This window comes from Bradyrhizobium sp. WD16 (genome assembly GCF_024181725.1).
Classification (GTDB): Bacteria; Pseudomonadota; Alphaproteobacteria; order Rhizobiales; family Xanthobacteraceae; genus Bradyrhizobium_A.
Window position 1 is genome coordinate 4400721 of record NZ_CP028908.1, and the last position, 20159, is coordinate 4420879.

17 protein-coding genes, 1 tRNA gene and 1 pseudogene are annotated in these 20159 nt (G+C 65.3%); 9 read left to right on the forward strand and 10 right to left on the reverse strand.

Features of this window, described 5'->3' with window-relative positions; translation table 11 throughout:
* Window positions 1-9 precede the first annotated feature (9 nt).
* Both pepT and DB459_RS20495 read right to left on the reverse strand, forming a co-directional pair.
* Window positions 10-1257: a peptidase T gene (pepT, locus tag DB459_RS20490; RefSeq protein ID WP_371927000.1), complete on the reverse strand. Its 1248-nt coding sequence runs from the start codon at window positions 1255-1257 to the stop codon at window positions 10-12.
* Between the two features lie 127 nt (window positions 1258-1384).
* Window positions 1385-1726 (reverse strand): HU family DNA-binding protein, encoded by a 342-nt coding sequence (locus DB459_RS20495; protein ID WP_256519213.1) that lies wholly within the window; start codon window positions 1724-1726, stop codon window positions 1385-1387.
* 300 nt (window positions 1727-2026) lie between these two features.
* On the opposite strand from DB459_RS20495, the gene DB459_RS20500 reads away from it, so the two are divergent.
* Window positions 2027-2103: transfer RNA gene (locus tag DB459_RS20500), tRNA-Asp, on the forward strand.
* Between the two features lie 152 nt (window positions 2104-2255).
* Here DB459_RS20500 and DB459_RS20505 read toward each other — a convergent pair.
* Both DB459_RS20505 and DB459_RS20510 read right to left on the reverse strand, forming a co-directional pair.
* The gene (locus DB459_RS20505; RefSeq protein WP_253707154.1) at window positions 2256-4664 is read right to left on the reverse strand and encodes a tetratricopeptide repeat protein; all 2409 of its coding nucleotides are present in this window, start codon (window positions 4662-4664) and stop codon (window positions 2256-2258) included.
* Window positions 4665-4947: 283 nt separating this feature from the next.
* Entirely contained in the window at window positions 4948-7638 is a 2691-nt protein-coding gene (locus DB459_RS20510) for an arylsulfatase (RefSeq protein WP_253707156.1), read from the reverse strand.
* Between the two features lie 461 nt (window positions 7639-8099).
* On the opposite strand from DB459_RS20510, the gene DB459_RS20515 reads away from it, so the two are divergent.
* Both DB459_RS20515 and DB459_RS27620 read left to right on the forward strand, forming a co-directional pair.
* Window positions 8100-8810 (forward strand): outer membrane protein, encoded by a 711-nt coding sequence (locus tag DB459_RS20515; protein WP_253707158.1) that lies wholly within the window; start codon window positions 8100-8102, stop codon window positions 8808-8810.
* Between the two features lie 222 nt (window positions 8811-9032).
* Window positions 9033-9168, forward strand: a pseudogene (locus DB459_RS27620) (transposase); the annotation flags it as partial.
* Window positions 9169-9405: 237 nt separating this feature from the next.
* On the opposite strand, the gene DB459_RS20520 reads toward DB459_RS27620, so the two are convergent.
* Together DB459_RS20520 and DB459_RS20525 are read right to left on the reverse strand one after the other, a co-directional pair.
* A complete protein-coding gene (locus DB459_RS20520; RefSeq protein ID WP_253707161.1) occupies window positions 9406-10701 on the reverse strand; it encodes an AAA family ATPase in 1296 nt (431 codons plus the stop codon).
* On the reverse strand, window positions 10698-11021 hold the full coding sequence (locus DB459_RS20525; RefSeq protein ID WP_253707163.1) for a hypothetical protein: 324 nt from the start codon (window positions 11019-11021) through the stop codon (window positions 10698-10700). The genes DB459_RS20520 and DB459_RS20525 overlap by 4 nt, the downstream gene beginning before the upstream one ends.
* Before the next feature lie 455 nt (window positions 11022-11476).
* Here DB459_RS20525 and nikR point away from each other — a divergent pair, with 455 nt between their 5' ends.
* Window positions 11477-11875: a nickel-responsive transcriptional regulator NikR gene (gene nikR / locus DB459_RS20530; RefSeq protein WP_253707165.1), complete on the forward strand. Its 399-nt coding sequence runs from the start codon at window positions 11477-11479 to the stop codon at window positions 11873-11875.
* 7 nt (window positions 11876-11882) lie between these two features.
* Here the strand turns inward: nikR and DB459_RS20535 are convergent, their stop codons facing one another.
* The 4 genes from DB459_RS20535 to DB459_RS20550 all read right to left on the reverse strand — a co-directional run bounded on the left by DB459_RS20535 (window position 11883) and on the right by DB459_RS20550 (window position 15693).
* Window positions 11883-14150 carry a TonB-dependent receptor gene (locus DB459_RS20535; RefSeq protein WP_371926792.1) on the reverse strand — a complete coding sequence of 756 codons (2268 nt, stop codon included), beginning with the start codon at window positions 14148-14150 and terminating at the stop codon, window positions 11883-11885.
* A gap of 318 nt (window positions 14151-14468) precedes the next feature.
* Window positions 14469-14657 (reverse strand): hypothetical protein, encoded by a 189-nt coding sequence (locus tag DB459_RS20540; protein WP_253707169.1) that lies wholly within the window; start codon window positions 14655-14657, stop codon window positions 14469-14471.
* Window positions 14658-14807: 150 nt separating this feature from the next.
* A complete protein-coding gene (locus tag DB459_RS20545) occupies window positions 14808-15431 on the reverse strand; it encodes an FMN-binding negative transcriptional regulator (RefSeq protein ID WP_253707171.1) in 624 nt (207 codons plus the stop codon).
* A 40-nt stretch (window positions 15432-15471) separates the two neighbouring features.
* Complete coding sequence (locus DB459_RS20550; RefSeq protein WP_371926793.1) at window positions 15472-15693, reverse strand: hypothetical protein; 222 nt, start codon at window positions 15691-15693, stop codon at window positions 15472-15474.
* A gap of 74 nt (window positions 15694-15767) precedes the next feature.
* Here DB459_RS20550 and DB459_RS20555 point away from each other — a divergent pair, with 74 nt between their 5' ends.
* The 5 genes from DB459_RS20555 (at window position 15768) to DB459_RS20575 (ending at window position 20148) form a co-directional block, all read left to right on the forward strand.
* Window positions 15768-16154 carry a DUF2946 family protein gene (locus DB459_RS20555; RefSeq protein ID WP_253707174.1) on the forward strand — a complete coding sequence of 129 codons (387 nt, stop codon included), beginning with the start codon at window positions 15768-15770 and terminating at the stop codon, window positions 16152-16154.
* Between the two features lie 39 nt (window positions 16155-16193).
* A complete protein-coding gene (locus DB459_RS20560) occupies window positions 16194-18380 on the forward strand; it encodes a TonB-dependent receptor (protein ID WP_253707176.1) in 2187 nt (728 codons plus the stop codon).
* Between the two features lie 10 nt (window positions 18381-18390).
* The gene (locus DB459_RS20565) at window positions 18391-18852 is read left to right on the forward strand and encodes a copper uptake system-associated protein (protein ID WP_253707178.1); all 462 of its coding nucleotides are present in this window, start codon (window positions 18391-18393) and stop codon (window positions 18850-18852) included.
* A gap of 367 nt (window positions 18853-19219) precedes the next feature.
* Complete coding sequence (locus DB459_RS20570; RefSeq protein WP_253707180.1) at window positions 19220-19585, forward strand: NADH-quinone oxidoreductase subunit A; 366 nt, start codon at window positions 19220-19222, stop codon at window positions 19583-19585.
* Complete coding sequence (locus DB459_RS20575; protein WP_253707182.1) at window positions 19555-20148, forward strand: NADH-quinone oxidoreductase subunit B family protein; 594 nt, start codon at window positions 19555-19557, stop codon at window positions 20146-20148. The genes DB459_RS20570 and DB459_RS20575 overlap by 31 nt, the downstream gene beginning before the upstream one ends.
* The last annotated feature ends 11 nt before the right edge of the window (window positions 20149-20159 follow it).

Genomic DNA, 20159 nt, shown 5'->3' on the forward strand with positions numbered 1-20159 from the left:
ATGGAGCCCTCACGCGTGCTGTTCCCAGATCATCGCCAGATGGACCAGGGTGTCCACCGCCCGTTCCATGTCCTGGCGGCTGACCCATTCCAGCCGCGAATGGAAGGCGTGCTCGCCGGCGAAGATGTTGGGGCAGGGCAGGCCCATGAAGGACAGCCGCGAGCCGTCGGTGCCGCCGCGAATGCTGCCGCGCACCGGCTTGAGCCCGGCGCGGCGGATGGCCTCCAGCGCATAGTCGGCGACCTGCGGGTGAGCGTCGATCACTTCCTTCATGTTGCGGTACTGCTGGGTGATCTCGACGGTGGCGCTGGAGCGCGGAAAATCGCGCATCACCTCGCGGACGATCGATTCCAGCAGCGCTTCCTTCTCGGCGAGGCCTTCGCTGCTGAAGTCGCGCACGATCAGCTTGAGCACCGCCTGTTCGAGACCGCCCTCGATGCCGGTGACATGCAGGAAGCCGTCGCGGCCCTCGGTGGTTTCCGGCGAGCAGGTCTCGCGCGGCAGCCGCTCGACGATGCGCGCGGCGATCTTCACCGCATGCTCCATCTTGCCCTTGGCGAAGCCGGGATGGGCGCTGACGCCGCGGATCTCGATCACCGCCGCATCCGCCGAGAAGGTCTCGTCCTCGAGATGGCCGGCGCTCTCGCCGTCGACGGTGTAGCCGAAATCGGCGCCGAGTTTCTTGAGGTCGACATTGTCGACGCCGCGGCCGACCTCCTCGTCCGGCGTGAACAGGATCTTGATGGTGCCGTGGGGGACCTGCGGATGGGTCAGCAGGAAGCGCACGAGATCCATGATCTCGGCGACGCCGGCCTTGTTGTCGGCGCCGAGCAGCGTGGTGCCGTCGGTGGTGATGATGTCGTGGCCGATCTGCTGGCGCAGCGCGGGATGTTCGTCCTCCCGGATCACCTGGGTGGGATCCTTTTGGAGCACGATGTCGCCGCCCCGGTAGTTCTTGACGATCTGCGGCCGCACGTCCTTGCCGCTGCAGTCCGGCGAGGTGTCCATGTGGGAGCAGAAGCAGATCACCGGCACCTTCCTGGCGCTGGTCGCGGCAAGGGTGCCGTAGACGTAGCCGTGGTCGTCGAGATGGGCATCAGCGACGCCGAGGTCGCGCAGCTCCTGCGCCAGCAGCCGGCCGAGATTCTTCTGCTTCTCGGTCGAGGGGCTGGTCGGGGAGGTCGGGTCGGACTGGGTATCGATCGCGGCGTAGCGCAGGAAGCGCTCGGTGACCGTATAGTCGTAGGGAAAGGGCAGGGGCACTGGCAGAACCGCCGCAGCGGTCGCGGGACACAAATCGGCCGGGGCAGTCGCTGCGTCTTGCCCCTGACTGACTATAGCCGAGCGCGACGCGGCGACAAGCCGTCGCGCTACACCGCTTCCGCTACACCGTCTCCTTGAGTTCCTTGGCGGCGCGGAAGGCCACCTTCTTGCTGGCCTTGATCTGCATCGGCTCGCCGGTGGCCGGATTGCGCCCGGTGCGGGCGGCGCGCTTGCGGACCTGGAGGATGCCGAGGCCGACGATGCGGATGCGGTCGCCCTTCTTGAGGTGCTTGGTGATGCGGCTGACGAGGCCGGTGAGTATCTCCTCAGCCTGCTTCTTCGACATGTCGTGGTCTTCGGCCAGCGCGGCGGCGAGGTGCCTCAAGGTGACCGTGCTCGGGGCCGCAGCCTTCTTCGCCATGGCAGGCTCCTCGGATTGGCGGGGGCGTCGAAATGACGACACCGCGGCTTAGTCGATTCGCTTGCCGCCTGCCTATGCGCCCCGGCCCAGTCGGCTGGGGATCGCGGTGGATGGCGCGCGGGGAGCGGCATGGAAGAAAGGGAAGGCTGCTGCCGGGTGTGCGGCGCACGCCCCGAGCCTGCGGAAGCCGCCGGAACGGCGGAAAAACGGCGCCAGAGCGGGCCTCGGCCGGCCGGCGCCGGCGGTCCGCCGGTGTTCACGACTTTCTCCTGAGTTTATCTTGACTTGGGGGAGGCGCCCCTTTAAGTCCCACAGCCATTCGCTGGGGCGTTTCGCCCCTGTGCGGGAGTAGCTCAGTTGGTTAGAGCGCCGGCCTGTCACGCCGGAGGTCGCGGGTTCGAGCCCCGTCTCTCGCGCCAGTCATTTCAATGACTTGCTGCAAAAAGGCCATCCCCTGTTCCAAGTCGGGGGACTCCAGCATTCCAACTTCCCGCTGCCCTGGAGTTCGGTCCTTCAACTTTTCCCGTCCCTTGAGGCGGGATTCGTCTGCCTCCCTGACGATCTCGACGATCTATTGCCGGAGTTGCTTGATCATTTCCGCGAGCCCGCGGTCGCCGGGATACAGCCCCGCAAGCCGCTCGGCATACGCCAGCGCCGTTGCCAGATCGCCTTTCTCCCGGCTGAAGGCGATCATCGCCGAGAGCGCGTCCGGATCGTTCGGGTGCCGGCGCAGGCTCTCGATCAGGACGGCGGCCGCGTCGTCGCGGCGGCCTGCGGAATGCAAGCCCAGCGCATAGACATAGGCGTAGCGCGCCTGGGCCGGATCGAGGACGACGGCGCGCTGCAGTTCTTCGAGCGCCGCGTCGAGCCTCTTCTGCCTGACCAGCAGGAGGCCGAGCGCATGGTGGAGCGACGCATCTTGGTCCGATCGCGCCAGGGCCTCGCGCAGCACGCGCTCGCCGTCACCTTCCCGCCCCAGCTGGCGATAGAGATCGGCGAGGTTGATCGCCGCCGCTGAAAATGACGGGTCGAGGTGGATCGCGGCGCGGTATTCGGCTTCGGCGCCGGCGGGATTGCCTTGCCGGGCGTAGAAATTGCCGAGCGTGGCGCGCGCGTCGGCCCGGTCGGCGTTGAGCTTTTGGGCGTCGACGAACTCGGCCGCGGCCCGGGCGAAAGCTTCATTGTCCGCGGCAGGCCGTTGCGCCGGCGGCAACGAGGCGAGAAGTTCTGCCGCGCGCATCCGGACGCCGCGAACCGGATCGCTCAGGCGCGGTGAGACCAGCGGCCAGAGCTGCGCGACTGGGACGGATTCGAGCATGTCGAGGGCGCCGAGGCGGACCATCGGGTCGGGATCGGCAAGGACGCGCCGCGCCAGATCGATATCGGGAGCGGGGAGTTCGGCGAGCGCGCTCGCGCGCGCCAGGGCGGGCACGTCGGGCGACGACGCCAGGCTCGCAAGCTGCGCCTGCGCGTCCGGCTGCTCCCTCCAGGCGGCCGCGAACGCGCCCGCATAAGTCTGGTAGCCGTGCCTTTGCGGGCGGAACCAGCCGGTGATTGTTTCCGCGGCCCATTCCGGCGAATTGTCCCGGTGACAATCGTTGCAGGCGTTTGGCACGCCCAATTGCATCGACAGATCGGGCCTTGGCACGCGAAATCCGTGATCGTGACGCCGGTCGACGACCATGTAGCTGCGGAGGGGCATGTGGCAGGACGCGCAGGTGAGCGATGGGCTCGCCGCGCCATGATGATGGTGGGCCTCGGTCCCATACTTGGTCGCGGCATGACATTGCGCGCAGACGTCGTCGACCGCGGCCTTCAGCGAGCCGCCATGCGGATCGTGGCAATCGCTGCAGGTCACGCCCATGGCGTACATCCTGCTCAGCTTGAACGGGGCGTAATTGTAGACCTCTTCGTCGCTGCGCATCTGTCCGTCGGCTTCAAAGCGCTGGCGGTCGAGCAGGGAGACGCGGTGGGTCTCCGACAGCCAGTGGCCCGGCTTCCAGTCCTCGGAAAGCTGCCCCCGCCGGGCATGGCACAGACCGCAGGTCTCGACTTCCTTGCGGAGCAGCGCATGCGCCGCGCTGCGACGGGGCAGGAGCGTGGTCGGGTTAGAGGTCCATGACACGCCCGCGCGCTCGTCGAACCTCACGGCCAGTCCCTTGTCCGGGCTGTCGGGACTCTTGCCACCTCTCGCCCAGGCGACGTGACGCGAGCCTGCGCCATGGCAGGCTTCGCAGCCGACGCTGATCTCGGCGAAGGAGGTCTTGAAGCGATCCGTCGCCGGGTCGTAGCTCTTGTGCACGCCGGTCGAATGACATTCGGCGCACATGAAATTCCAGTTCTGGCTCGGCTTCGTCCAATGCAGGGGATCGTTGCTGTTGACGGCCGCACCGGGATAGAGGTGGAACCAGCGCTGGCCCCCGGCGTTTTTCGGCCGCGTGTCCCATGCGATCGAGAGCGCCTGGATGCGTCCGTCGGGAAATTCGATCAAATACTGCTGCAGCGGATCGACGCCGAAGGTGTATTTGACCTCGAACGCGGCCAGCTTGCCGTCGGGCCCGTCGGTTTCGACAAAGAACCTGCCATTGTTGCGAAAGAAGCGGGAGCGCGTACCGGCGTAGTCGAAGGTCGCGTCGTTGAAGTCGCCGCGCACGCTCTCGGCCCTGGCATGCGCCATGGCGTGCCGGTGCTGCGAGGCCAGCCACAATCGGGCTTCGGTCTGGTGACAACCGCTGCAGGTTTCGCTGCCGACGAAGGTCGATTCGACCGCCGGGGCCGGCTGCCGATGAGCGTTCGGCGCCCTGAGCCAGGACAGGCCGGTTGCGGCGAGAAAAAACAACGCGCCGGCGCCGATGGCCAGCAGCGCCGACGTCTTCAGGCCGAGCGCCGGGCGCGGCGCAGGTGAAGCGTCGGGTTGGGAGGGCGGCGGTGTTCGGCCGGCCGTATCCTGCCTGCGTTTACTCCGGGACCTCTTCGCCACATCTTCGCTCCGGCCGCGCGCCACGTCCCGATCCTTAGCCGCGCAGGTCGGGGCCGTGAAGCGCAATTCGGGCTTCGCGGGCGAGGTCGACGAGGGAGGTGCAGAACATCAGGAGCGCTGTGATGGACAGTGCACCGCCACGCCATACATGGGCAACCGTGATACCTGCACTGATGAAAGCGACATGATGATGAGGCCGTCCGGTTCGCATGAAAACATGGCCGGTCTGCGTTCGTTAGTCCGGGGGGCGCAGAATCGATGCTGCGCCCCCCGGAAGCAAACATCACTTCATGCAATTACGAACGTAAGCGACTCGCTCGGCGACGCCGAGGTTCTGCGCAACGGCTTCCTTCCGGCAGGTCTCGAGCTTGTCCATGTGGATATCGACCTTTTCCATCAGACCCAAGCCGATACCGCTCGATACTTCCGGCGTAACCGCTTCGATCGGTGCCGTCCCTGCATCGGCCGATGGTCCGTCTCCAGCCGCCCGCGCGGTCTCCTGAAGGCGCTTGATGTCGTCCGGGCTCAATTTCGGACGGTCGATGTTCAGGGTGATCTTGTCGAGCTTGCCCGTGAAAGTGAACGGCGCGCTGTAGTCGTTGTCGTCCACCGGTGTGCCGGTATCGGATCCGATATCGAGCGCCTCGTCCCACTGCAGAATGAAGGGAAGCGTATGGTCCATCTTCTCGGTCGCTACGGCGCGGCCGTCGACCTTCAGCACTCCGGTGCCGCCCTTTCCGATGCCGCTGTAGTCGCCAAACACCATCGTGGCGGCGCCGAGACCATCATATTTGAAGTCGAACTCGATCACATGCTTGCCCGGCGTAAGCTCGGGTCCCTCCCACCGAACCCGCTTGAGGTCGACCAGATTCCAAGTGAAGACGGGCTTGTTCTTCAACACGTAGAGGCCATACCCGCCAAACCGCCCCCCCTGTGTAATCAGCATCCCCTCGGCACCGCCCTGCGGAATCTCGACGTCGGCTTTGAGATTGTAAGAGGTGTTGAGCAGGCTCGGCGCATCGCCGTTCGGCGTTCCGGTGATCGGCTGGGTCCATGCGAAGGAGGTGCGCCCGGCGCTGAGGCTCGGCCGCGGTATCACCAATCGTCCGGCTACCGAGGCGTCGAGCGGCAACACCTGATATTTCTCCGCTTCCTTCCAGAACAGATCCTGCAGCTCCTTCAGCTTGTCAGGATTTTTGGCAGCAACATCCTCGTACTGCGTCCAGTCGTTGTTGAGGTTGTAGAGCTCCCAGGGATAGTCCATCGGGCTTGGCAGCTTGACGCCCGCTGTGACCCACGGCGGCCGCAGGACCTTGGTGCTGGCGATCCAGCCATCGTGGTAGATGGCGCGATCGGCGAACATCTCGAAATATTGCGTCTTGTGCGTTGAAGGCGCGTTCGCGTTCCTGGCATCGAACGTGTACATCATGCTGACGCCCTCGATCGGGCTCTGCTTGATGCCGTCGACGAATTCAGGCTGCTTGATCTTCGCAGCCTCGAGAATGGTCGGCGCGACATCGATGACGTGGTGGAACTGGTTGCGGATGCCGCCCTTGTCCGCGATCACCTTCGGCCATGAGATTGCCATGCCCTGCCGGGTGCCGCCGAAGTGCGAGACGATCTGCTTGGTCCAGGAGAACGGCGTGTCGAATGCCCAGGCCCAGCCGATCGACATGTGATTGTAGGTCTTGTCGGTGCCCCAGACGTCATAGAAATATTTGAGCTGCTCCTCGACCGACGGGTTGATCTGGTTGAACATCGCCACTTCGTTCGGCGTGCCGTTCGGCTGACCCTCCGCGCTGGTGCCGTTGTCTCCTTCGATATAGATGATCAACGTGTTGTCGAGCTTGCCCAGGTCGTCAACAGCCTGAACGACGCGACCGATCTCATTGTCGGCATAGGCGACGAAGGCGGCGAACACGTCGGCCTGGCGAATGAAGAGCTTCTTCTCGTCGTCGGAGAGCTTGTCCCAGCTCTTGATCAGGTCGTCGGGCCAGGGCGTCAGTTTCGCCGTCTGCGGGATCACGCCGAGCCGCTTCTGGTTGGCGAAAATCTGCTCGCGAAGCTTGTTCCAGCCCTGATCGAATAGGTGCATGTCGCTGATTTTCTTGATCCACTCCGGCGTCGGATGATGCGGCGCATGGGTCGCGCCGGGAGCGAATTTGATCAGGAATGGCGTCTCGGGTGACAGCGCATTGATGCGATTCATGTAGTCGATGGCCTCGTCCGCCATCGCGGTCATCAGGTTCCAGCCTGGCTTGCCTTCGTAGGGGTAGATCGGCGTGGTGTTGCGGACCAGGTTGCCGGGCTCCCATTGGTTGGTGTCGCCACCCATGAAGCCGTAGAAATATTCAAAGCCCATGCCGGTCGGCCATTGATCGAACGGGCCGGCCTGGCTCGCCTGGTACTCGGGGGTGTTGTGGTTCTTGCCGAACCAGGCCGTGTGGTAGCCGTTGTCTTTCAGGATCCGGCCAATCGTCGCCTTGTCTCTGGTGATGACGCTGTCGTAGCCGGGATAGCCCGTAGCCTGCTCGGCGATCACGCCGTAGCCGACCGAATGATGATTGCGCCCCGTGATCAGCGCCGCTCTTGTCGGTGAGCACAGCGCTGTGGAGTGGAAATTCGTGTAGCGCAGACCGTTGTCGGCGATGCGGTCGAGCGCAGGGGTCGGAATGACGCCGCCAAACGTGCTCGGCACACCGTAGCCGGCATCGTCGGTGAGGATCAGCAGAACGTTCGGCGCTCCCTTTGGTGGCACGACGCGAGCCGGCCAGTAGGGGGTGGACTTGGTTGCTTCCCGTTCGATCTTGCCGCCGAATTTCTGCGGCTGCGGCGGAAGCTGGTCGCCTGGAATGGTCATGGTTGCTGCCGGAGAACCGAGTGGCGGCGCTGGCGACTGTGCCTGCTGCGCAAGCGCAGGAGATGACACGGCCGAAGTGAACAACAGAGCGGCTAAGATGGCACGGAGACTCATCGCTGGCCCTCCCGCAAGGCGCGCAAAGCGCAATAAGATAATTTGAGAAGGGTCGCGACGCCGCGTGTTGAGGCAGATCAAGCGCGCGGATATCGCATCCGCGGCGCACGCCAGCGCATCGCCGATCACGCCCAGGCATTGGAGAGCTTCCGGTACCATTCAACTGCTTCGGCAACGGTTGTTGAAATAAAAGCTGTCTTCGCGCGTCGGGGATGGGACCACTTCCGTCAGATTTCCTCCGGAGTTTTGCGGTGCGCAGGTCGGCACGGCGGCGATTGACGTGCGTCAACATCAAGTCTCCCGCAAAGTGTCTTACTTGGATGCTCATTTGGGGCGCGCCGCGCTGTGGCTGTGACCCGTCTTCACGCAGGTGTTGAGCAGGAGATGCCGGTGCCGTGGGGAATGTCTGCGCGCATTGGCCGGAGTTGTCGGGCACGCATTTCAAACAGAGGGGAAAATCCATGAAGCGCATCATGACATGGCTGGCGTCTGCGGCTGTCTTGCTGAGTCCGGTCGTTGCCAAGGCGGCGGACCTTGCGGTGAAGGCGCCACCGCCCACGCCGGTCGCAGCGGTCTACAACTGGACCGGCTTCTACATCGGCGTGAACGGCGGCTACGGCTGGGGCAGCCAGGATCCCCTGAACCTGTTCACGGACCGGTTCGATCGCGTCAGTTTCGACCTGAACGGCGGATTCATCGGCGGCACTGCCGGCGCGCAGATCCAGCAAGGGAATATAGTGCTGGGCGTCGAGAGCGACATCGACTGGGCCGGCATCAGGGGATCGGGAACCGTGACGCCCGCGGTCGCGGGCGTGCCGGCCACGATCACCTTGGATCTCACCAACAAGACCGATGCCATCATCACCGCCCGGATGCGCGCCGGTGTGGCCCTCAATACCGTGCTGCTCTATGCCACCGCCGGCGCGGCCTTCCTGCATGAGACCGCCGCCGGCAGCAGCATTGCGGGCGTGCCGTGCGGAACGGCCGGCGTGCTGACGAGCTGCGGCGAAAAGCGCTGGCGGCCGGGCCTCGCCGCGGGTCTCGGCGCGGAGTGGGCGTTCATGCCGAACTGGAGCGTGAAGGGCGAGTATCTGTATGTCGCGGCTACGGGCACCGGCGTCAGCAAGGATCAATTGAACCTGCTGCGCTTCGGCGTGAACTACAAGTTCTAGTGTGGTGGATCTGACGCTCGTTTCAGTATTGCAGCGAGTTCTTCGAACGAGCGCCAGATCCGAAACCACACTAGAATCATAATGATGCTAGTGTCCCCTTGTTTCCAACGTTCGTATGAGCGCCTGCTGCAATGGGATACGAACGTTGGAAACGGGACACTAGTGAACCTCCTCCGAATTGATTGACTCCTGTAGTAGGCTCAGAGAGCCAGGAGGTGTCGGATGGAAACACGTCAACGTCGGTCGTTCACGGACGACTACAAGCGGCAAGCGGTCGATCTGGTCGCTTCGAGCGGCCGCTCGATCGGGTCGGTGGCCAAGGAACTTGGCCTGCGCGATTCTGTATTGCGGCGCTGGGTTGAGTTGCGCGCGGCAGGCCGGGAGCCGACGGAGGCGGCGCATCGCGGTGGCGCGTCACCCGCCCAGCCGACGCGCGGGAGGTTCACTTCGGATATCGACGGACGCCAAGGTCTGAGCCCGGCCCGGTCCTTCAGACCGGCGGGCGGGCTTCAGACCGCGAGGGGGGTATGGGGGAGTGTGTGGACAGGCGGTCTGAAGCGGTCTGAAGGCGGTTCGAAGGGGCGGTCCGAAGGGCTCATACCCGCACGATCCGCCGCGTCTGCCGCGACGGCGGGCCGGCGATCTCGACCCTGATCCGATTCGCTTCGAACAGCCGCAGCATGGCGTCAGCCAGCATCTTGCTGTTCAGCCGCTTGGCCTTGGCCGCCGGTTCCTTGGCGAATTGTGCCGGCGCATAGGCCGGGCTTTTCTTGTCACTGACATCCCTGCCCTGCAGGGCGTAGCGGTCGAGCAGGTTCAGGAACTCGACCTCGGCCATCTGCTCGAAGGCCTGCCTGCTGAATGCCGCCGGCCCAACCTCGGGGACGAACACGCCATTGCGCCAGCGCAGCACAATGCGTTCGCCGAGCGGACCATAGTTATTCTTCAAGAACAGCAGCTCGCGCAGCTCGGGGGCGGGCTCCTCGTCGCCCTCTGTCGCGATCGGCTTGAAATACATCCTGCTCCTGACTTTGTCGTGCCAGCCGGTCGAACCAGCGAGGCCGCTGCCGCTGCTGATGCCGGTCAGGCTCGGATGGGCGTTGACGATGATGGCGGCGCCCGATTGCAGCGCCATCTTGCGCAGTAGCCCGATGAAGGCGGCGACCTGCATGCGATCGTGCTCGTTGCCGCCGTAGATGTCGCTGATGGTGTCGAGACCGATGACGCGGGGTCGGATGTCGCAGGCCTGCTCAAAAAGCCGGTTGAACAGCGGCGTTGGCTCGATGACGCCGCCGCGATTGGGCCGACCCAAGGCCGCGTCTTCGCCCGCGTAGCTCGTCAGGTGCAGCCGCTTCGCAAGCGTCGCAAACTGCACGTCGCTGTAAGCGGCGTAGTGATCGCGGATCGCGGCGAGGCGGCGGTGCAGCTCGTCGGCGTCGTCCTCGGCGCCGAGATAGATGATCGGTCCCGCCTCCGGCAGCGTGCCAATCCAGTCGAGCCCGGCGGCTACGGCGAAGCTGAGCTGCAGCAGCAGAATGGTCTTGCCGATGCCACCCGCGCCCGACAGCAGGCTCGGCTGCAGACTCGGAATGCGATCCGGCACGGCCCACAGCCGTTTCGGCGGTGCCTCGGCGTCCCAGCGCGCGATGTCGATGAAATCGATCTCCGGCGCCTGAGGCGTGCCCTCGGGGTCGGGGATGCCGCACTGCTGGCGGGCTTCGTCGATGACAGCCTGTATGCGGCTGTCCTTGGGGTTGTTGCTGTAGACGGCCGCCATTGAGCCCTTGATCTGGGCATTGCTCCAGCCAGCCGTCATCTGGCCGACCGCGATCTTGATGAAGCCGGCGCGCACTTCCGGGCTCCGGCGTGGGTCGATCCACGGCTTGTTCACGGTCGCACCTCCATCAGCCGCCTGAGGTCGCGCTGCGACACGCCAATGCCGGCATTGGGCGACGCGCGATAAGGCCTCACTGTGAATTCAAGCGACAGTGCCGCGACGATCAGGGCGCCGTTGCTGATGTAGCGGCGCCGCTTGATCGGCCTCAACATCGACAGGAAGGCCGCTGCGAGCGTGACCTGTTCGGACTGGATCGGTCGCGGCGGCGTGCCGGGATAGGGTCGCAGCCCATTGGCGGAAAGCTGCGACGGGCGTCGCGCGGCGCTGGGCTTGTCTGTCGCCCTGACGCGCGCCATGATGACGATGTCGCTCATTGGGGGACCCTCCGATGGGGGGCGCCCCTGATCTGCGTGAAACACGATTTGCCTGCGCGACGGTGGCGGCCGTCACGCGGGTTGCGCTTGGAAGGTGGGGGGAATGGCGTGCCCAAAAACGAACGGATCGAATGGTTTTGAAGCGTTCGGCTTGGGTGCAGTGTGTTGATTTTGCTGAGAAAAATGTCGCCGTGGTCCGGCCTGCCACGCCGGAGGTCGCGGGTTCGAGCCCCGTCTCTCGCGCCATTAAATCAATGGCTTAGCGCTCTTCCCTGCCGCCAGACTTCCCCGCCGCCGATCGTGTCGCTTTGGGTGGGCGCCGTGACAGGTTCCGACGCTGCTTTTTCCAGACTGTTCGCGCAGGATTTCAGCGCCATAGCCCCGCGCCGCCCGACGGCGCGGCCGCAGAGGCATTGGCGATCGCCATTCATTCATCCATCGAGGCAGGACAGCTAATGCAGCGGATCACCATCACCATCGACGACGATCTCCTGGCGGAGATCGACGCGGCGGCCGCCGAGCGCGGCTATCAGAACCGCTCCGAGATCATCCGCGATCTCGCGCGGGCCGGGCTGCTGGAAACCGCGCAGGAGGTGCCCAAGGGCAAATGCGCGGCCGCGCTGGTCTATGTCTATGACCATCATGCCCGCGAGCTCTCCCACCGGCTGACGGAGAATTTTCATCATCACCATGACCTGACGGTCGCGACGCTGCATGTGCATCTCGACGATCATCACTGCATGGAAGTGTCGGCGCTGACGGGACCGGGGCCGGCCGTCAAGCATCTGTCCGATCATGTCATCGCCGAGCGTGGCGTGCGTTACGGCCGGCTGGTCGTCATTCCGCGGTCGTGAGGGTCGTTCAGAACATGCCGGCGAGCGTCAGCCGCAGCGCCAGCGGCTCGATTGGATGGCCGACCATGCCCATGACGCCGTTTTGGCAGACCGCGGCCGGCGCTACCTGGACTGGATAGCACAGGTTGTAGAGGCTGTCGGTCTTGAGCAGCGAGCCGTAGCCGTAGCTGATCTGGTTGGTCTTGCTGTTGAGGAGATTGAGGACGTCGAGCTGGATTCGCCAGGCCTCCGTCCGGTAGCCGATGCGGCCGTTGACGACGCTGATCGGCTCCGAGCGGAAGGCGTTGTCTTCCGTCAGTGGAACGGACCCGAGATAGCGCCAGCGCAGTCCGCCGAACCAGCCCGTCTTCTCGCCCAGCGCGATGCCGGCGGAAGCGACCACTGCGGGCGCGTTGGCGATGTAGTTGCCCGGCGCGCTGCCGATCTGGGCCTCGGGATAGCCGGCGAGCGAGGCATAGACCTGCGCCTGGTCGCTGTCGTAGCCGACGAACCGGGCATGGGTCAGCGCAAGATCGGCGTCGATGTCGATCCACGACCGCGGACGGTAGTGGTTGGTGAATTCGACGCCGTAGCGGCGGCTGGCGCGGCTCGGCGAGGTGTCGCCGCCATCGCCGTTGAAGATGATTTCGGACGCCTGGTTGAGCATGAACAGGCTGACGGTCGATTCCAGGCCCGGCACCGCCTTGGTCCGGACGCCGACCTCGGCGCCCTTGGTGCGCACCAGGAGGGGCGAAGGGTCGACCTTCGTGGTCGGATCGGTCGGGGACTCGCTGATGGTGGTGCCGCGGACGTCGTTGCTGTGCATGCCCATGCCGGCGCCGAGGAAGAATTCCGTCCTATTGAAGGGGCCGACCACCATGCGGAATTTCGGGCTGCCGATTGCCGCGTGCGAATTCCCCGAATTGTTGGCGTCGTACAGCGAAGCGACCCTGGCGTTGTAGTAGTCGCCGCGCCAGCCGACGGTGGTGCGCAGCCAGTCGGTCCAGCGGACGGTGTTTTCCGCATAGATGCTGACGCTGCCTTCCTGGACCTTGTCGCTGCGGATGTTGGAGAGGAAGTCGCGCCGGTAGGTGTTGGTCAGCCCGAGATCGATGTCGTCGTAGCGGGTCTGAATGCCGAACGTCGTCTCGACCGGGCGTCCACCCAGCGTGCTATTGACGGTTCGCGACGCGTTGGCGCCGGCCATCAGGCGCCCGTCGTGCTGGTGGAATTGGTCGCCCAGCACCGGGTTGGACAGGAAATAGGTGAAATCGTTGTAGAGATCGAGCGAACTCCTCACAGCGTAGGCGTTGGCCTTCCAGGAGCCGATGTCGTCGGTGCCGGCGATGCGGCCCGACAGGGCGAAGCGGCTGGTCCTGCCGCCGTCGGTCGGGTTCTCGGAGCCGAAGCGCGGGATCAGGCCGGACTCGATCGCTCGCATCGGCACCTGGTCGGTCGAATTCCAGCGGTTCGCATAGGCCATGCCGGTCAGGGAGAAGCCGTCGGACGTGGTGCCCTGGGTGTAGCGGACGAGGCTGTTCAGCTTGCGCAGCTCGTCCGGATTGGTCCAGGGGCCGTCGTAGCTGCCGCCTTCGCCGGCGACGAGCAGCGTGCCGTCGCCGAGCTTCGTCGACCCCATGCCGAACATCCGACGATAGCCGAAGCTGCCGATGGTCAGGGAGGCGGTGCTGCGCGGCGCTTGGTCGACGAGCCCGATGCGCAGGCTTCCTGCCGAGCTGAAATCGCCTTCATCCGCGAAATAAGGGCCTTTGCGGATGTTGAGGGAGTTGACGGTTTCCGGCATCAGCCAGTTGAGGTCGGCATAGCCCTGGCCGTGGGCATGGGTGCGCATGTTGACCGGCACGTCGTCGACGTAGATCGCCATGTCCGTGCCGTGATCGAGATTGTAGCCGCGCAGGAAGTACTGGTTGGCTTTACCGTCGCCGCTGTGCTGGGTCACGATCAGTCCGGGGACCGCTTCGAGGATCTCTCCGGGCCGGGTGATCGGCTGGGTGTTCAACTGGTCGCCGCTAATACTGAGCTCGCTCGCCATTCCCGGCACTCGCGGCGGCCCGGATCCGACATTCGGCGCTCCGCTGCCGTTTGCGATTTCCGCTGACGACCGGCTCCCAGTGGGCTGAACCGACCTTGTCGTCTGGGTCGGCGTGGCGGGGCGGCGCATGCTCTGCCGCGACTTCAGCTTTTTCGGCTCTGGATTGACGGTGATCGTCGGAAGCTCGGTGGGTACCGAATCTGCCGCGGCTCGCACCGGTTCGGTGAGAGCCGGCTCCGCCATTGCAGCCACGAGCCCAAAGGTGGCGAAAAGCCGATGAAAGCCCAAATTCACGTGACAGCCCCTACAATCTGCCGCGACGGTATCGCAGGAAGCTGCCAAAGTCATACGAATTTATTAAGTTGTCATACCGAAACTGGGCGCCGGGATATCAACTCACGGCTGAGTGGAACGGACGGCAATCGCTCGTTGGCCGTCGCCGGTCGGGACGGGTCGCCTGAAAGGATGGCCGGCGGCGCGACGGCTGCTGACGCCCGGCGCGGAAGGCGGCACGCAGTGCCATCCCGCGATCCGCGGCGCGCGTTACTCCCTTGCCCCGCGCTACTTTGTTTTCGTGTCGGTCGTGCCCGATTTCGGCGCCCCGTCGGTCTTCTTCTTGGAATTGTCCGTGTCCTTGTGCTTGCCGCTCTTGGGGTCCCCCTTGGGTGGGCTCGGCTCCTGACTGAAGGCAGGTGCCGCGCTGGCGGTCACCAGCGCGATCGCGGTCAATATGGTCAAGGCACGTTTCATCGCCCGTCTCCTCTAACCCCTTGATGAGGGGGCTCGACTATCGCGTGGCGTCCGGCCGAGACATTGACGTAGGTCAACGTGAAGTTGCCGCACCCATGAGCGACGGGCAGGGCGGCGAGCCCGAGATCGACGACGGGAGCCAGGGTCCGATCAGCGCGGGATCAGTGGCGCCACCGCGCGCTCGCCCGGCTTGTCGCTCTGCGAAAGTCCGGCGGCGACGCCGGCGCGGTCCTCGGCGCTCCGGTTCTGGCTCATCTTGCGCTTGGCATCGATGCGCGTGACCGTCAGCTTGATGCCGACGATGGCGCGCAGCTGGGCCTCGATGAATTTCTCCGGCGCGTCGGACACCTGCCAGCGTTCGGCGCGGCCCTGCTCATGGCGGTTCGTCAGCCGCGTCACCACGTCCAGCAGCCGCGCCTGGTCGTCGAAGAATTCCACCTCGCCATAGACATGCACCGCGACGTAATTCCAGGTCGGCACCACGCGGCCGTGCTCGGCCTTGGAAGCGTACCAGGAGGGCGTCACATAAGCGTCCGGTCCCATGAAGATCGCCATGGCGTCGCCGGTGGCGCCGGCCTGCCACTGGGGATTGGCGCGGGCGAGGTGGCCGTAGAGCGTGCCGAGCACGCCTTCGTTCTCGTCGAGCAGCAGCGGCAGCGGCGAGGCGATCAGCCCGTCGGCGCCGCTGGTGACGAGGCTCGCCAGAGGGGCGGCGCGGATCAGTCCGGCGATCTCGGCGCGATCCTCGATCCTGAAATGCGGCGGGAGGTACATCGAACGGGCCTCTTGCTGGCGTGCAGTGCTGTCGGCGGCGTTACTTGTTCGGCTGATGGACGGTCGCGGGCGCCGTGCCGATAGCCGGCTTCTGTTTCAGGCTGCCGGCATAAAACGACAACGCGCCGATGGCGATCACCAGCACCGCATAGACCGCGTAGGCCTGCGGCGGCGTGGTCGCCCAGTTGTAGATCGCTTTCACCTTCGCCCGGCTCCCTGAATCTGCGCCGCAGACCATGGCCCCGGCATCGGTTGGTGACAAGGCGGTAATATCCACCGCCCGTCGTTGCAGCCCTCGACCGCCTTATGTCACTATATTTCTGAAGGGATGCGGAGGTGACATTGCGTCGGGGCTGGCTGTCGCGGTTTGCAGGGGTGGTCGGCTTTGCCGTCGCCCAGCTGCTTGCCGTGCAGCTGATTCTGAGCGGCGTCGCCGCCACCCGCATGGCCGTCGCGGCGGGCCTCGACGAGGCTCCGATCTGCTCGGAACTGGGTCATCTGTCGCCCGACGGCGGCACGTCGAAATCGCCCGCTGCCGCCCATCCCGCCTTCTGCGCGCTGTGCGCCTTCGCATCCCAGCATGCGGTGCCGCCGGCGATGCCGGCAATGCTGCCGCTGGAGCTTGCTGTCGTCACGGCGGCGCTGCCGGCGGTCATCGTTGTCGCGCCTGCCGAACGCAGAACCGAACCCCGTTCGTCCCAGGGACCTCCGTCGATCGTCTGACCGTCCTTTTCGGCTGACCTTCATTCCCGGAGTCCTCCCATGTTTCGTCACGTACCCGCGCTCGGCGCGGCGGCGCTGCTCGCCTCTGTTCCAGTCCAGTCTCATGCCCAGAATCGCTCGGTCCTTCCGCCGGTCATCGTCGATGCCGCCAAGAAGCGACCCGCCCAGCAGCAGGCGAAGCCCCAGGCGAAGCGGTCGTCGCGGACGGGCGTTGCCCGAGCCAACCGATCGCCGGCCGCACCGCTGCCGCAGCCCGCGGCCCCTGCGAGCCTGACGGTCGCCGACACCCGGCAGGCCACCACGGAATTGGCGCGTATTCCCGGCGCGGTGGCCGTGGTGCCCGACACCGCCTTCAAGAATGCGCCGGCGCAGAGCATCAAGGACATGCTCGACTATGTGCCCGGCGTCTTCGTCCAGCCGAAATGGGGGGACGACACGCGCCTGGCGATCCGCGGCTCGGGCCTGTCGCGCAACTTTCATCTGCGCGGCACCCAGCTCTTCATGGACGGGATTCCCATCAATACGTCCGACGGCTACGGCGATTTCCAGGAGATCGATCCGACGGCCTACCGCTATGTCGAGGTCTTCAAGGGCGCCAATGCCCTGCGCTTCGGCGGCAACTCGCTCGGCGGCGCGATCAATTTCGTCATGCCGAGCGGGCGGGACGCCTCGTGGTTCGACGGGAGGGTCGATGGCGGCGCCTTCGGCTATCTTCGCGGCCAGGCCAGTTCGGGCGGCGCGTCCGGTCCGGCGGACTATTTCGTCACCGGCTCGTCGTGGCGCAACGACGGCTACCGCGACCACAGCTCCGGCTTCGGCGAGCGCGGCAGCGCCAACATCGGCTACCAGTTTTCGCCGGACTTCGAGACGAGGTTCTACCTCAACGCCAATTCGGTGCGTCAGCGCATTCCAGGCGAGGTCACCAGGACCGCGGCGCTCACGACGCCGCAGGCGGCCTGGACGGACAATGTCGTCAACGATTGGCAACGCAATATCGACACCATCCGCGTCGCCAACAAGTCGACCCTGCGTCTCGACAGCACCACCATCGATTTCGGCATCTTCGGCGTCGACCGGCATCTGATGCATCCGATCTACCAGTGGCTCGACTATCGCTACGCCGATTACGGCGGGTTCGTCCGCGCGGCCGACGATCGCATCGTCGGCGGCCACCGCAACCGCGTCACTGTCGGCCTCAACATCCAGAACGGCACGATCGACGCCAACCAGTACCAGAACATCGGCGGCAACAAGGGCGCCCAGCAGTCGGCGCTGGTCCAGAAACCCGAGAACTACACCGCCTATCTCGAAGACGCCTGGTACGTCGTGCCGACCGTGTCGCTGGTCGCCGGCACCCAGTTTCTCTATGCGGTGCGCGACCAGCAGGTGAATTTCTCGCTCAATGGCGATGTTCCGGGGCGCAGCAGCTTCAGCCTGTGGAGCCCGAAGGGGGGCATCGTCTGGGACGTCGATCCCGCCTGGCAGGTCTTCGCCAATGTCTCGCGCAGCGCCGAGGCGCCGAGCTTCGGCGAAAACGTCGCGCCGAACTTCCTCCATCCCAATTATCCGACCATTCCGTTCTACGACATCAAGGCGCAGACCGCGACGACCTACGAGATCGGCACGCGGGGGCGACGACCGGATTACAGCTGGGATCTCGCGCTCTATCGCGCCGATATCCGCAACGAGCTGCAATGCTTCTACAGCTCGTTCGGCAACTGCAACGTCACCAATGCCGACCGCACCGTCCACCAGGGCGTCGAGGCCGGGTTCGGCGCCACCCTGTTCAGGGGCCTTGCGGTGAACAGCGATCAGCCGGACCGGATCTGGCTCAACGTCGCCTACACCTACAGCGATTTCCGCTACGACCATGACGCCCGCTTCGGCGACAACCGGCTGCCGGGGGCGCCGTCGCATTTTCTGCGGGCGGAGCTGCTCTACCGGCACCCGAGCGGGATCTCCTTCGGGCCGAACATCGAGTGGGTGCCGCAGGCCTACTACGTCGACAGCGCCAATACGCTGGCGACCGATCCCTACGTCTTGTGGGGCCTCAAGGCGACCTACGACGACGGCAGGCATTTCTCGGCCTACGTGGAAGGCCGCAATCTTTCGGACAAGGCCTATATCGCCGCGACCAGCATCATCGATCGGGCCGATCCGACCTCGCGCCTGTTCAATCCGGGGAACGGCCGCGCGGTCTATGCCGGCATTCGCTACAAGCTGTGAGGAGGGGATGATGTCGCTCAGGTCTCTGGGGTTGGCCCTGTCCACGGCCTTGATGCTCTCCGTTCCGGCCGGGTCGGGCTCTGCGGGGTCGGAGGACGACGCCATCCGCGCCGTGTTGATGGCGGCCTTCGACAGGCCCGATCAGCGGCTGGTGGTCGAGCCGGTGGTCGTGGCCGGCGACCATGCCGTCGCCGACTGGAGCCAGGGGGCGACCGGGGGCCGCGCGCTGCTGCGGCGCGCCGTCCATGGCGCGATCGAAGGCGCGATCGACGGCTGGATCATCGTGCTGTGCAGCGGCGAGGAGATCAGATCGGCCGACGCCCTGGTGCGAACCGGGATCCCGCGGCCGGCCGCCGCGCAATTGGCGGCCGCGCTGGCCGAGGCCGAGCGTCATGTCGCTGCCGAGCGCCTCGCCCTGTTTTCCACCTTCGAGGGCACTGTGCCGGTCGAGGAGGGCGCCCACCACCGCTGAACTCGGCGGACGGAGCGGCCGCGGCGCCACCCCCGGCCGATGCGACGCAGGCAGGATTGTGCATGTTGAGCCCCGCCGCCGCCCCGGCGACATTCGGAACGAGGCGGCGGCGCGATTGACACCGCCCGGCGGGCAGGCGGGGCGGGCTGGGGCGGCCGTCCGGCCGGTTCGGCGTGGCGCACGGGCCTCACCCGGTCAAAGGGCGCTATCCCATTGAAATAGATGGTTGTCCCCAGCCGGACACGCGCTATAAGCCCTCAAGACACCTTGTCTTGCGCCCCCTGTTGCGCTGCGCTAATTCAGAACCGTTCCAAAGGTTTCGCGAATCTGCGGAACCAACCTCCTCCGCCGAAAATCGAGGTCGCCGATGAACGGCATCTTGCAGAGCTATCTTCCGCTTGTCGTCTTCATCGGCGTGGCGGGAGTGATCGGTCTGGCGCTTCTGGTGGCGCCCTTCCTGGTGGCCTATCAGCAGCCCGATCCGGAAAAGCTCTCCGCCTACGAATGCGGCTTCAACGCTTTCGACGACGCGCGCATGAAGTTCGACGTGCGGTTCTACCTGGTCGCCATCCTCTTCATTATCTTCGATCTCGAGGTCGCCTTCCTGTTTCCCTGGGCGGTGGCCTTCGGCAAGCTCGGCGCAGCCGGCTTCTGGTCGATGATGGTTTTCCTCGGCGTCCTTACCGTCGGCTTCGCCTATGAATGGAAGAAAGGGGCGCTGGAATGGGATTGATCCAGCCCGCAGTGGCGCCCGCCGCCACAGGAATTCTCGACCCGCGCACCGGCAAGCCGGTCGGCGCCGATGATCGCTTTTTCCTCGAGGTCAACAACGAACTCGCGGACAAGGGCTTCTTCGTCACCGCGACCGACGAGCTGATCACCTGGGCGCGCACCGGCTCGCTGATGTGGATGACCTTCGGTCTCGCCTGCTGCGCCGTCGAGATGATGCAGATGTCGATGCCGCGCTACGATGCCGAGCGCTTCGGCTTCGCGCCGCGGGCTTCGCCGCGCCAGTCCGACGTGATGATCGTCGCCGGCACCCTGACCAACAAGATGGCCCCGGCGCTGCGCAAGGTGTACGACCAGATGCCGGAGCCGCGCTACGTCATCTCGATGGGCTCCTGCGCCAACGGCGGCGGCTACTATCATTATTCCTATTCGGTGGTGCGCGGCTGCGATCGCGTCGTGCCCGTCGATATCTACGTGCCCGGTTGTCCGCCGACGGCGGAGGCGCTGCTCTACGGCGTCATGCTGCTGCAGAAGAAGATCCGGCGCACCGGCACCATCGAACGCTGAAGGCTGGCAAA